Genomic DNA, 13,737 nt, shown 5'->3' with positions numbered 1-13,737 from the left:
ACTATGTGTGGGCAGTATCGCACACACTGCTCATGGCCTGCCATACTTGGCCCATGCACCTGGTCGCCCCGCTGGCAGCGCCTCCAGACCGCCGTTCGTTCGCCGGCCGCGAGCAATGTCTCGCGGCCGTCCTGGTGACACTCGCCGACATCGCCAACGGCGTCGCCGACGACCCGCGCGGCGCCATCACGGGCGGGTGGTGGCGGCCGGGAGACCGGCCGTTCGACGCCAGGGTGCAGGAGTACTCGGCGATCCTCGTCTGGTTCCTCACCCGCGAGCGCCCGTGGAACCCCTACTACCGCGACGAGGCGCTGCGCGAGCGGACCCATGCCGCCCTCGATCGATATCTCGAGCTCCAGCACGCCAGCGGCGCCTGGCCCGAGTACGCCCCGGAGCAACACTCACGCTCGGCCACAGGCTTCGCCATCGAGTCCCTCGGTTCGTCGCTCGAGCTGCTCGTGGCCGCCGACGAGCTCACCGTGCTCCACGCGCCGATCGCCGGGGCCGTCCGACAGGCCGTCGACTGGTACGCGACTCCCGCGAACACGCAGGTCTGGTGGCGTGACTACACCCCCATCGTCAACCAGCCCACCGGCGCCCTCGCCGGGGCACTTCGGTTCCTCGACGTCGCCCAGGGCCACCAGCCGCTGGCGGACCCGCTCGACCCGGAGCGACGTCGCCGGGTCGTCGAACGCCTCACCCACCTGCTGTGCACGGGCCAGTCGGCGGCCGGCTTCTTCCACGAACCGACCGGTACCGACCTGGGCTACTCGATGACCGTGATGCTCCCGCGACTGGCGGACCTCGCGGCCAGGGACGACATCCCGCCGATCGACGGCGCGGTGCGCCGCTTTGTGGACTGGTATGCGCGCAACGCCGTTCTCGAACCCGGCGAAGGCGTGTACATGCTCAACGTCGCGGCGAACGCCAGGACCTCGACCCCCGTCACGTCCGTCGCCGCCGATCACACCCGGTTCGGAGCCCGCACCGCCTCGCTGAGCGACTCGGCGCCGGATCTTGCGGCGTTCGTGGCCACGCGCGACGACCACGACGCGATGCAACGGCGGTGGGCCACCAGCGACGAGCCGATCGAACCGATCACCACGGGCACGAGCACCCGTCTGCTCGACGATGCCGCGGCCGACGGTTACCCATCGAGCACCCTCCAACAGGCAGCCCAGGCGCGACTGCCCTACCTCTCCCGCGATCGCTGGACGGAGCTGAGCCACGATGCGCGCCACCAGCAGTTCCTGTTCGTCCGCCGGCCCGGCTATTACCTGTGCGCCACCTTGGGCCTGCGTGCCGGCGACCGCGTCAGGACCGGACCCGGCCTGTTGTGGCATCCAGAGCTCGGCGCGGTGGTGCAGGGAATGAACGGACCGTCGAGGCAGGTGTGGACGACGCTGGGCCCCGATGGCCAGGAGATGGCCGACGACGACGCATTCGCCCAGTTCTTCGACGGCCCGCCGCCCAACTCGCCGCTCCTGGCCGATCCGTCGGCCGCGGTCTCCCAGGTGGGCCTGCGCACGCACGACGGCGCCAACGTCCAGCAGAACGACTGGGTCTTCGACGACCACACGATCACCATGACCGCCTATCGGAGCACCGCCCTGACCCAGCGCATCCCGGTCGTCCTCCGGGGCGATCAACGACTGTGGGTCGGCGACGGAGCTGTCCACGTCGACGCGCGGTCGACGGGCGCCCGGTTCACGATCGACTTCGACGGGACCGACGGCAACCTGAGTGTCTCCGACGGCGACGATCCGTACCCTGGCGCGGTGCGACGCATCGTCGAGTTCCGCCAGCTCCGGCCGGAACCCCTGCGCGTGCGCTACCGGCTGACCGGGTCGGGCCGATGACCGGCCCGTACCGCGGCGGCGCCGCCGGCCCGGCGCTCTATCTCACCTTCGACGACCGAAGCGTGGGCCAGTGGTATTCGCAACGGGAGCTGTTCCTCGAGCTCGACGCCCGCGTCACGTTCTTCGTCTCCCATGTCGACGGGCTGTCCGATGCCGAGGCCACGATGCTGCGCAGGCTCTCGGCCGACGGCCACGCCGTGGCATCCCATGGCCTGCGTCACCTCGACGCCCCGGCTTTCCTCGCCGAGCACGATGCCGATGAATACGCCTCGGCCGAGATCGCTCCGTCGATCAGCGGTCTCGCCGCCCGCGGCCTCGGCCGCCGCGACTTCGCCTACCCGTACGGCCGGCGCACCACCGAGACCGACACGATCCTCCTCCAGCACTTCTCCTGGATCAGAGCGACCTCTCCACGGGCGGCCGACGCCTCGGCGCATGACGTGCTGTTCGATCCCGCCCTGGCGCACTGCCCACGAGTGATCGCCGCGCGTGGCATCGATGTCGGGCGTCGCGGTACGGCGAACCCGGACGACTCGGCCGTGGTCGTGAGCCTGCTCGACGGCGCGGCCGAATCCGGGCGCAGCCTGTGTCTCTATGCGCACGACATCGCCGGCCACGACGACGGGATGGCCGGCGGACGGAACTTCATCACGCCCGAGCGCCTTCGCAGCGTGCTCGAGGCGGCCGTCGAACGCGGCGTCGCGTTGCGTGCGTTCGACGACCTCCCCGATTGAGCACCCTCCGCGCGGTCGTCAGCGAAGGTCGAAAGGGACCCAGTCGTCGATGACGGCCTGGCCGAACACTCGCGTCCCGGTCAGCGCGAACTCCCCCGGCCGGTCGTCGGAGAGGTACACGGTCGCTCCTTGCGGGATCGTCGTGTCCTCGAGTCCGCGCAGCTGGGCCTTCCACATGATGCCCGCAAGCAGCACGCGCCCCGATCGCCCCGGCGCGAGCTGCTCGATGGAGATTCCGCCGGCCGGCCCCGAAGCGACGAGGGTGATGCCGCCGTCGACGACCGCGACGGCGCTCCATCGCGCGATCCCGGCGGCCCCGACGTTCACCCCTTGGACCTCGCGGTCGGTGAAGGCCGGGTAGGTCTCCCCCGCTCCGACGTCGTACTCCGACGCCACGGCCAGGCCGTCCAGCGCCTGGTTGATCAATCCGATCACGGTCTGGTTGTCGGCGCCGGTGAAGTCCTCGGCCAACGGCACGACCACCGGACCCGCTGATCCCGCCGTGACGACGAGTTCGAGCGGCGCGCTCCGGCAGTCACCGAGTCGCCGCCCGAGGGTGTTCGCCACCGCCACGTCGTTGCGCAGGCCGGCCAGGATGCCGGAGATGTCCCATGATCCGAAGACGTAGCCGGCGACGCCGCCTCCGCCGGGTCGCACCGTCGGCGACCCGAAGAGCACGGCCGCGGCCGAACCACCGACAGCGATCGTGGCGTCGGTGGCCGCGTCCAGGGCCGTGAGGCGCAGAGCCCTTCCCCGCAGGTTCGGGCGGTAACCGAGAGGCGTGCAGTCGGTCAGGGTCAGCGCGATCTCCGCGTGGTTCGCCAGCTGCCGTTCAGCGCGTTCGGAGATCCAGGGCCGGTCGTCATGACGCAGGTAGACGCCGTTGAAGACGGAGCCCGAGATGGTCACGACGTCGCGCTGACCGGAACCGAGCGACTGCACGGTCAGCGCCGAGGCCGTCAACGGCCCGGTCTGCCGGAACGTGCACCCGGACAGCGTGTTCACGTTCGGCGCGGCGAAGTCCTTGTTGGTGTGGACGTACCACGGCTCCTTGACGCCGACGAACGTGCAGTCGACGAACTCGGCGGTCAGGCCGCTCGCCGAGCCGTAGCCCCAGGGACGGTCCGAGCTCCAGACCGCCGACGCCGACAGTCCGCTCTCCGGGTGCGCGCGACGCCAGGTCCGGGCGCCGTCGTTCCCCGCATGCTCGATGTGGCAGTTGCGCACCAGGTGGCTGGCGTCACGGTTGTTGCCAGAGCTCTCGGAGTGGACGGCATAGCGCATGTTCCGCGCCGTGATCGTCAGGTTCTCCAAGGTGGCGGTCTGCTTCAACCACACGGTCGACGTGGAGCTGATCGCCGCGTCCGTAGCGTCGTCGGGCAGCGCACCGGCCAGGACACAGGTGTCCCGGTTCGTACCCCGGATGGTCACGTACGGCGGGACGGTCCATTCGGTCTCGGTGTACGTACCGGCCTCGACCTCGATCACGTAAGGACGCTCGGGGCCGGAGTCGACGACGGCTGCCACCGCGAGAGCGGGTGACAGGTAGTCGCCGCTGCCGTCCGGGGCCACTCGGAAGGTCGTCACCGGCGGAGGTGGCACGTCGAGGGTGAGCGTCGTGCCGTCCCACTCGGCGGTGGCTCCCATGGTCTCGGTGAAGAACGCCGGAGACAGCATCGGCCACCCGTGCTCATCGAGCTGCGGCGCCACCCTCGTCACGAAGCGCCGGTCATCGAGGCGTCCCGCCCGTCGCCCGATGGTCGTCTCGACGATGCTCTGCCCGTTGAGCACCCGGAGGGCGAGGGTCGTCGGGTCCCACTCCACGCGACGGCCGAGGACCTTCATCACGGGCAGCGCCGCGACGAGGACACCACCGCCGCCGGCCTCGATCGGGACGTCGGATCGACGTTGACCGTTGATGACGACACGGGGTGGCGGCGACGGCGACCTCATGACCCGCACCTCCTCGATGGCGAAGTCCCCGGCCGTGACGAGGGGATCGATCCTGAGCTGCGAGATGGTTCCCTGCCAGGTGGGACAGCGCCACATCGGCACGTCGACCTCGACCCATCCGTCAGGGTCCGGATCCGCGTGGAAGACGATGCCGCGCTCGCGGGAGAAGTCCGGTCGATCGGTCTGGGCGAAGTACAGCTCCTGTTCCGTCGGCACACTCGTGCGCAGGCGCACCCGTACGTAGGGGTGGTCGGCCGCGTCGAGGGCGAGTCCGGCGGGTGTGGCCACGACGGGGTCGGCCGTGGTCGCGGTGCCGCGCAGCGCGCCGCCCTCGACCCGCAACCCGTCGATGGTGCCGTGCAGGTCGGTCCAGCCTTCGAGGTCGCCGTCGGTGTCGAAGGTCCAGGCGTACGTGAACTCGTCCGTCTTCGGAGGCTCCTCGCCGACGGCGGCCGGCAGCACCCGGCCCTCGGGGTACAGCACGCCGACACGACGCGCCTGGGCCGGTGTCGGGGCGACGTTGACGGGTCCGGGCGTGGCGCCGAACACGTGGCGCACCGCCTCGAGATAGCCGAACCCGGCCAGTGCGGACGGGAAGAGGAAGTGGCCCTCGCCGAACTCGTTCCAGTTCGCCAGCAGGAGCAGGCGCCGCGACAGGGCTCCGTCCGGTGCTGCCGGCATGAACTCGTCCTTCGCCCAGCGGAGGATCCGCTCGAACACCTGCGGCGTGGCGTACTCACCACCGGGGCCGTTCCAGGCGACGTCGTTACGGCCGTGGGCGACCGTCGGCAGGACGTCGGTCGGCGTGGACTGGCGCCGCTGCAGCATGGCCGCGGTCTGGGTGTCGAAGTACCCCTTCCGCGTGTAGGAGTACTCGCCGTCGAGCTGGAGGTCGGGGAAGGTGCCGGCGCTGTTGCCGATGACGGCGAGCCCCGGGAAACCGGCCGACACGACCACGCCTTCGAGGTGGTCGAGCTCCGCACGGGCGGCGGTGACGGAGCCGAAATGCTCGACGAGCTTCCCCATGCTGTAGATCGCGAGCACCGGCCGGCCGTCGATCAGGAGATAGCGCGGATCCTTGAAGTAGTACTCGAGCCAGAACGGGACGAGATGGCGCCGGAAGTCCTCGGAGTCCGTCGGCTCACCGGAGTTCTCCCACTGGATCATGAAGCGGGTGTGCTCGCTCCACCGGGACGCGAAGTAGCCCTCGTGGAGGTGCATGCCGAGACGGGGCATCTTGATGGGCGTGCCCTTGCCTCCCTGCGGCCGGTACCAGCAGTACATCTGGAAGCCGACGCCGTTCTCTGCCAGCCATTTCGTCTCCCAGTCGGCGACCTCCGGATCCCCTTCGTCGTAGTAGCCCAGGAGCGGTCTGCGCTCGCGATGCGGGTTGATGACGTCCCATCCGCGGTGATATCCCTCCCGCCACAGGTTGCAGGACTGGACGCCGATCAGCTGGTCACCGGTGGCGACGGGTTGCGGCTCCGGCACGTAGTCGTCGGGATACCCGTTCCACGCCCGAACGCGAAGGTCGTCGACGAGGACCCTGCCCCCGCCGGGGAGGCTGATCGCGACACCCGGCGATCCGCCGCTCACGGTGGGAAGAACGATGCCGGTGAGTCGCTTCTTGCCGTTGTGCCAGAGGTCGGCCACACCACCGGACACGATGACGCGGACGTGATGCCAGATGCGATTGGCGAAGTTCACGAATGACGCCTGCCGGTCGCCGCCGCCCGAAGCCCGCATCCAGAGTTGCGACGACGCGACCTTCAGCCGCACCTCGATCCCCGAACCCGGGGTGATCACCATCTCCAGTCCACCCGGGACCGACTCGGCGAGGAACGCCACCTCCGCGACGAACGGCTGCTCGACAGGAGGCATGGGGATGGTCGTCGTGGACGCGGTGGACGAGGCGATCGCGGCGCAGAAGTTGTCCGCGCGACGGGAGTGGGACACGTCGACGACCGTCACCTCGCCGGACGTCGTCCAGTGATCCGGCACGGAACCCGGCGCGACGGCGACGAAGTCCTCCATCAGCTCGTGGTTCGCCACGATCCGGATCGGGCCGAGGTACATGTCGCCGGCGGCGTCTGTCCCACTCGTGAGATGGACGCCGTCGAGCGTGCCTCGGTCGCTGGACAACGCCGCACCTGAGACAAGGCTCGCACCGTTGACGATCACGTCCACCGTGCGAGCGGTCAGGTCGGTGATCACGCGGACGCCGTAGACATCGCCCTCCACGACGGCCGTGAGGCTGACTGGACCGGCGTCGACGACATAGGTCAGTTCGCCGTCCGCCACGGCGAGCACGACGGCCGGCCGGCCGGCCGACGTGAGCATGAACGACGCTCCGTCGATCGGGCTCAATGGTTCGAACCGGAAGTCCCAGATCAGCCGGCCGGCGGTGACCGCGCGGAACGTCTTGTACAGGCCGGTCCCGAGCTCGGGTGACGCGTCCTGGGTACGCATCCAGGTGCCGAACGCATAACTGATGCGGCCGGCGAGGTCACGCAGCTCCCAGCCGGACGCCGTCAGGCCACGAGGGTCGAAATCGACCATGAAGGCGAACGTCTCGTCCAGCAGGGTCCCCGGCAGGTCCGAAGGCCACCCGGAGGGGCTCGTCGCGGTGGTCGCGCGTGAAGCAGCCCATGCCGGGGTGGACGACCCGGCAGCGGCGAGGGCGCCGAGAGCGCCGGCGACCTGGAGGAAGGTCCGGCGCGTGGTGGTCCGTTCGCCGGTCCGGCTCGTCGTCGAGTGGAGTCGCGTCATGGCCCGGCCCCGCTCTCAGCCGTTGCTGGCCTGGTAGGACTGTGCGAGCTCGCGTTTGATCGCGTCGCCGCCGCCGGAGAGGTAGTCGGCGACCGCGTCCCGCCACGACGACACCGGGGCACGACCGAGCACGATGTCGGCCTCGACCGCCTTGATGGCCGTCTCCAGTGCGGCGCCCTGCCGGCTCTGCGTCTCCGAGTAGAGACTCAGTGCGGGGTTCGGGATCGCGTTCTCCGTCCAGGTGTGCTCGAACTCGTGCCGCCGGGTGATCAGGTCCTTGTCCGCCGACATCGAGACGTTGGGTGGGGCGCTGACGTACCCCTGCCCGAGCCCCTTCTCCGGTGCGCGGTCGGCGTCGGTGACGGGCAGACCGTCGGCGCCCATGGTGTAGTGCTCACCGAGGATGCCGTACTGACGGAACAGCCACTCCTCCGTCCCGAACGGCGTGGCCAGCCAGTCGGCGATCTTGAGCAGCGTCTCGACGCGATCGCCGCTGGCCTTGTTGATGGCCACGATCGAATGGTTCGGGTTGCCGAGGTAGGGCGTGCCGGTGCCGCTGTCGAATCCGGACGGGACCATCGCCGAGCCGACGTATCCGTCGACCTGGCCCCCGCCTCCGGCGACGGTGGCCCAGCCGCTCAGGGTGTTCCAGACGAAGAGGCTGGTGCCACTGAGCAGCCATTCCCGCTGCTGGGAGTCGTGAGTTGCGGGGGCGTCCGGGTTGATGAGGTCGGCTTCCCAGATCCGTCGCGCCCCCTCGAGCGCCTCCTCCTGAGCTTCGTGCTCGTACGCGCTGGTGAACTCCCCCGCGTCCTCGGACCACTGGTTCGGGATGCCGAGCATCTGGCGGATGAAGTCGGTCGGCAGGGACGCCAGCGACCACCGGCTCGACGCGGGGTCGTTCGCCTCGGTCAGCATGGCGACGAACTCGTCATAGCTGGTCGGGTCGTGACCGAGGCCGAGCGGCTCCAGGACGTCCAGCCGCTTGTACATGATCCAACTCGTCGAGAAACCGCGCGTGATCGGCAGCGCCATGATGCGCCCGTCGAAGACGGTGCCCCGCCACGACTCGGTCGGCAGGTTCGCCAGGCCCGGGTACGCCTCGACGGCGTCGCCGCTGAGCTGCTCGGAGAGGTCGGTGGCCTTCGCCGCGAGGAGCTGCGGGATCGCCGGTGCGGTCGGCAGGATCAGGTAGAAGTCCGGAAGGTCGTCGCCCGCCGTCACGGTCGCGAACTTGTTGGCGTAGTCCGCCGCTGGGGAGAACACCGGTTCGTACGGGGAACCCAGGCGTTCGTCGAGCGCCTGCCAGTAGGCGTTGTCCGCCAGGGCGGGCGGTGCCTGATCGGCGATCACGAGGGCCGAGAACGGAGCGCCGTCACCGGGGACGGCGTCGTGCAGGCGGGCCGGATTCGCCGGGTAACGGAAGTAGACCGGGTCGCTGCGCCCGGCCTCGCCCGCCAGGTCCGGTGTGACGCCGTCGAACGGCACGTAGGTCGGCAGCGCGACCGCCGATCCGCCGCCTCCGGACGAGGCCGGCGAACCGGACCCGCCGCAGGCCGACAGCAGCGCCGGAAACGAGAAGAGCCCGGCGACGCCTGCGGCGCCGCGGAGGAACTGTCGTCGATCGAGAGGGGACACGAGGAACCTCCACGCTGAGGGGTTCGGGTAACGGTGCCGGGAGGGGCGACGAGCCGGTAGCAGCCCGTCGCGGGTGACCGATCAGCCCTTGACGGCGCCGGTCAGCACGCCTTTCGCGAAGTACTTCTGCAGGAACGGGTAGACGCAGACGATGGGGAGGAAGGAGACGACGAGGATCGCCATCTGGATCGCGGGCTGGGGTGGCAGGATCTCCGTCGGGCCCAGGTCCGCGGGGCTGAGATTCGTGCCGTTCACGACGTACGTGCGCAACACCATCTGCAGCGGCCACAGGGACGAGTCATTGAGGTACAGGAGCGCGTTGAAGAACGCGTTCCAGTACTGGACGGCGTAGAAGAGGCCGATGACGGCGAGCACGGCCTTCGACAGCGGCAGGCTGATCAACCGGAAGATCTGCCATTCGGTCGCACCGTCGATCTTCGCCGAGTCGATCAGCTCGCCGGGAATGCCCTGGAAGAACGATCGCATCACGATGACGTTGAACGCCGACAACATCGAGGGCAGGATCAGTGCCCACAGGGAGTCCAGCAACCCGATCTGCTTCACGATCAGATAGGTGGGGATCATTCCGGGCGTGAACAGCAGGCTCAGGAGCAGCAGGGTCAGCACCGGGGCGCGTCCGATCGTGCTCGGCCGGGCAAGGGCGTAGGCCATCAGTGCCGTGGCCGACAACGACAACGCGGTCCCGACGAGTGTCACGCCGACGGAGATGACGAGGGCGCCGGACACCACTCCGCCGCTCAGGATCGATCGGTAGGCGTCGAGGCTGAACGCCTCGGGCCAGAGCACGAACCCGTTGTTCGCGGCGAGTTGGCCTGCCGGAGCCACCGACGTCGCGAAGATCCCGAGGAACGGAATGATCACCAGCGCGCAGACGATCGTGAGCACGATGCCCTTGACCACCCGGGCGACGGGTCGAGGCATCGGCTGCCCGCCGATCATGCGGCGGCCCCGACGCCGGACCGGCCGCACGGTGGTGCGCCTGGGCGCGGGCGCCACGACCTCGGTCTGATCAACTGCCACGGCGGTAGACACCGTCCTCACCGAAGATGTGGGCGACACGATTGGCCACGAGGACGAGCACCACGCTCACGACTCCCTTGACCAGCCCCACCGCCGCCGACACGCCCCAGTTCCCGCCGATCACGCCGTTGTTGTAGACGTGCGTGTCGAGCACCTCCGACGCGTGAGTGCCGACGGCGGCCTGCTGGAGCAGGATCTGCTCGAACCCGACGGTGAGGGAGTCACCGAGCTTCAGGATGAGGAGCAGGATGATGATGCCGCGCATCGCCGGCAGCGTGATGTGCCACATCTGCCGCGTCCGGGAGGCACCGTCCACGCTGCCGGCCTCGTAGAGCTCCTGCGGAATGGTCGACAGCACCGCGAGGAACAGGATGGTCGCCCATCCGGTGTCCTTCCACATCACCTGAGACGTCAGCAGCGCGATGAACGTGTCGGGATTCCCGATGATCTGCAGGCCGTCGCCGCCGTTGCCACGCAGCCAGGTGTTGAGCATCCCGGAACCGCCGAGGAACTGCTGGAAGATCGCGACGACGACCACCCACGACAGGAAGTGGGGAAGGTACACGACCGTCTGGACCACGCGCTTGGCCCGCTCCGACACGAGGCTGTTCAGCAGGAGCGCGAGCGCGATGGGTGCCGGGAAGACCAGGATCGTCTGCACCAGCGTGATGACGAGCGTGTTCGTGAGCGCGTTGACGAAGGCAGGATCGCCGCTGACGAGAACACGGAAGTTCTCCCAGCCCACCCAGGGCGAATCGGCGATCCCGACGAACGGCAGATAGTCCTTGAAAGCGATGACGTTCCCGGCCAGCGGCAGATAGTGGAACGTGACGAGCACGATCGTGCCCGGGATCAGGAAGAGGGTGAGCGGCCAGTTCTGCCGGAACCGTTCGCGGGCCGAATGCGGGCGCCGCACGGCGACGGGGACCGCGGCTCGGCTCATCGGCGGTTCCTCTCGATTCGCCCTCGAATCAGGGGATGTTCAAAAGTTCGACCTCGTGTGCAACATGGAACATGTTGAACGATCGGTCTCGACCGTGTCAAGAGCGCCGGGCAGGCTCGAGTGGCGGCCGCGGCAGCGACGGGCGACGCCGCCACCGTCGCGAGGACGAGGAGCCCGCGCCGGCGCGCCCGGGCGCGGGAAGGGGACCTGCCGGGCCGGGCGGGGAATCAGACGGACGAGGGCGCGCGACCGACCGACTGGCGCAGCACCAGCCCCGGCTCGACCCGCACGTGCGCGGCACCCACCGGCAGGCCGTCGAAGCGGTCTGCCAGCAGCCGAGCAGCCAGCCGTCCCACGTACTGGCGTGGCGGAGCGACCGCCGTCATCGGCGGATCGAAGAGCTCGGCGAAGTCGTCGTCGTAGCTGATCAGTGAGACGTCGCGGGGCACGTGCAGACCCATGGCCTGGAGCCGTCGCAGGACCATGAACGCGTTGTTGTCGTTGTGGCACAGCATCGCTGTGACACCGCGTTCGAGCTGTTCACGCAAGAACGCGTCGACCGTCGCTTCCGCGGGCCAGTCGGCCAGGTCCGAGACGGCCAGCGTCAGACCGTGATCGAGGTCGAGTGCGGCCGCCACCCGTAGCCAGCCCTGATGGATGGACTCGGCTGTCTGCGACTGCAGATGTCGCAGGACGAGGATCCGCCGATGTCCCTGCTCGTACAGGTGAGTGACGGCCATGCGCACGCCGACCTCGTGCGCCGTCCGCACCGACGAGATCTTCGGCGCGATGGAGTCGGCCGCGAGTTCGCGTTCCATCAGGACGACGGGAATCGGCAAGGCGCTCAGCCACTCCAGGTAGTCGTCCATGGAGCCGTCGGTGCCATTGGGGCTGAACAGGAGGCCGCTCGCGCCGGAGGTCAGCAGTTCGTCCACGAGCCGGCGCTCGTGCGCCTGGATGACCCCGGAGGCGGCCGAATCGAGACGCTCGGGCATCGGCGAGAACATCAGGCGCGCGCGAACGCCCGCTCTCTCCAGCTCTGCGCGCGCGCCCGCCAGCACCTGCTGGAAGTAGTACCGGGCATCGGGGGCCTGGGCGACGCCCGGCCCACGATCGCCGGCGTAGAACCCGAGGTCAGGGACCAGCACGCCGATGTGGCGGGCCTGCGTCTCGGCCGCGGCATCGACCTCGGCGAACTCGGACGTCGCACCCCCGGACGTGCCGTGACCTGCGACGACGCCACCACGGACGCGTTTGACCAGCCCGCGACTCTCGAGCAGGTCGAGATCGCGGCGGATGGTCATGCCAGAGACGCCGAGCTCCGCGGCGAGGTCCGCCACCCGGGCGAAACCGCGCTCCCGAGCACGTGCCACGAGCACCTCGTGCCTCGAGTCCGAGCTCATCGGAGGAAGCGCCACCATCGCCTGCACCTGCGGCGCATCGCTGTCGGCGTTCCCGGTCCCGGGATCGTCGTGCGCTCCTCGTGCCATTGCGTTCCTCATGTCCAGACGGTGTGCATGCCGGCCCACACGCGTGCGCACTAGGAGAATAACTGAACATAATGAACGCGATCAAACGCCGAGACGACTACGAGGCGGACGTGCCCACGCGGTCGCCCACGTCCGCGAGCCGGCGCACGGACAGCAGGTCGCTGACCGCCGCGGCGATGCGGTCCGCTGCGCGCCCGTCGCCGAAAGGGCTGGGCGCCGACGCCATGCGCTTGTGGAGGAGGTCGTCGGTGAGCAACTTCTCCAGTGTCGTGGCGATGCGGTCCCGGTCCGTCCCGACGAGCAGGGCGGCGCCCACCTGTACCGCCTCCGGCCGCTCCGTCGTTTCCCTGGTGACGATCACCGGCACGTCGAGGGCGGGCGCCTCCTCCTGGACACCGCCGGAGTCCGTCACGACGACCGTGGAGCAGGCGAGCAGGCGGCAGAACGGCGCGTAGCTCATCGGCTCGGCGAGATGGACGTTGGGGACCGGGTCGAGGAGCGGTCGCAGCTCCGCGCGGACGACGGGGTTGGGATGCATCGGGAGGACGACGAGCACGTCGGGTTGCCGGCGGGCCACGCGGGCGACGGCCGCCGCGACCTCGCGGATGCCACCGTCCCACGACTCGCGCCGGTGCAGCGTGACCGTGACGATCCGCCGCCCCTGCCCGATCGCGGCATCGATGAGCGGGTTCTCCGTCACCCGCTGGTGCTCGACCGCCCACATGAGCGCGTCGATCACGGTGTTGCCCGTGACGATGACGCGGCCGGCGGGCACGTTCTCCACACTCAGGTTGGCCGCCGCGGCCCGCGTCGGAGCGCAGTGCAGGTCCGCCACGACGCCGACGAACCGCCGGTTCCCTTCTTCCGGGAACGGCGAGTACAGGTCCCCGGTCCGCAGCCCGGCCTCGACGTGGACGACCGGGATGTGACGGTGGTAGGCCGCGAGCGCTCCCGCGAACGCGGTGCTGGTGTCCCCTTGGACGACGACCGCGTCCACCGGTGCCTCGTCCAGGTAGGTGCCGAACCCGCGCAGTGCCCCGGCCACGACGCCGTCGAGTGTCTGCCCCGGCCGCAGCAGCGCGAGGTCGTGGTCGGGGACGATGCCGAACAGGGCGTTGACCTGGTCCAGGATCTCCCGATGCTGCCCCGATGTGACGACGACGGGAACCAGGCCCGGCGTTCGTCGCACCGCCGCGACCACGGGTGCCATCTTGATCGCCTCCGGCCTGGTGCCGTAGAGGAACGCCACCCGCTTGCGTCCGTCGGTCACGTGCATCGCCATTGCTCCCCCATGTCGTTCGTTCCGGTGC

At 69.5% G+C, this 13,737-nt stretch carries 8 protein-coding genes; 2 read left to right on the top strand and 6 right to left on the bottom strand.

Annotated elements, in window-relative coordinates; genetic code table 11:
- Positions 1-53 precede the first annotated feature (53 nt).
- Positions 54-1,859, top strand: a complete 1,806-nt coding sequence (locus DZA62_RS03575) for a hypothetical protein (protein WP_157987446.1) — start codon at positions 54-56, stop codon at positions 1,857-1,859.
- Positions 1,856-2,593, top strand: coding sequence for a polysaccharide deacetylase family protein (locus tag DZA62_RS03570; protein WP_116947352.1), 738 nt, complete (start codon positions 1,856-1,858; stop codon positions 2,591-2,593). The genes DZA62_RS03575 and DZA62_RS03570 overlap by 4 nt, the downstream gene beginning before the upstream one ends.
- 18 nt (positions 2,594-2,611) lie before the next feature.
- Here the strand turns inward: DZA62_RS03570 and DZA62_RS03565 are convergent, their stop codons facing one another.
- From DZA62_RS03565 to wecB, 6 genes are all read right to left on the bottom strand, one after another.
- Positions 2,612-7,315, bottom strand: a complete 4,704-nt coding sequence (locus tag DZA62_RS03565; RefSeq protein ID WP_116947351.1) for a stalk domain-containing protein — start codon at positions 7,313-7,315, stop codon at positions 2,612-2,614.
- Between the two features lie 15 nt (positions 7,316-7,330).
- On the bottom strand, positions 7,331-8,953 hold the full coding sequence (locus tag DZA62_RS03560; RefSeq protein WP_157987445.1) for an extracellular solute-binding protein: 1,623 nt from the start codon (positions 8,951-8,953) through the stop codon (positions 7,331-7,333).
- Between the two features lie 81 nt (positions 8,954-9,034).
- Complete coding sequence (locus tag DZA62_RS03555) at positions 9,035-9,895, bottom strand: carbohydrate ABC transporter permease (protein ID WP_198663371.1); 861 nt, start codon at positions 9,893-9,895, stop codon at positions 9,035-9,037.
- 88 nt (positions 9,896-9,983) lie between these two features.
- Positions 9,984-10,937: an ABC transporter permease gene (locus tag DZA62_RS03550; RefSeq protein ID WP_116947349.1), complete on the bottom strand. Its 954-nt coding sequence runs from the start codon at positions 10,935-10,937 to the stop codon at positions 9,984-9,986.
- A gap of 227 nt (positions 10,938-11,164) precedes the next feature.
- Positions 11,165-12,340, bottom strand: a complete 1,176-nt coding sequence (locus DZA62_RS03545) for a substrate-binding domain-containing protein (protein WP_269813843.1) — start codon at positions 12,338-12,340, stop codon at positions 11,165-11,167.
- 184 nt (positions 12,341-12,524) lie between these two features.
- Positions 12,525-13,703, bottom strand: coding sequence for a non-hydrolyzing UDP-N-acetylglucosamine 2-epimerase (gene wecB / locus DZA62_RS03540; protein WP_116947564.1), 1,179 nt, complete (start codon positions 13,701-13,703; stop codon positions 12,525-12,527).
- Positions 13,704-13,737 lie beyond the last annotated feature (34 nt).

Source organism: Jiangella endophytica (assembly GCF_003427025.1).
Classification (GTDB): Bacteria; Actinomycetota; Actinomycetes; order Jiangellales; family Jiangellaceae; genus Jiangella; species Jiangella endophytica.
The sequence above is the reverse complement of the archived record's forward strand: the minus strand, read 5'-3'. Positions and strand labels throughout refer to the sequence as shown.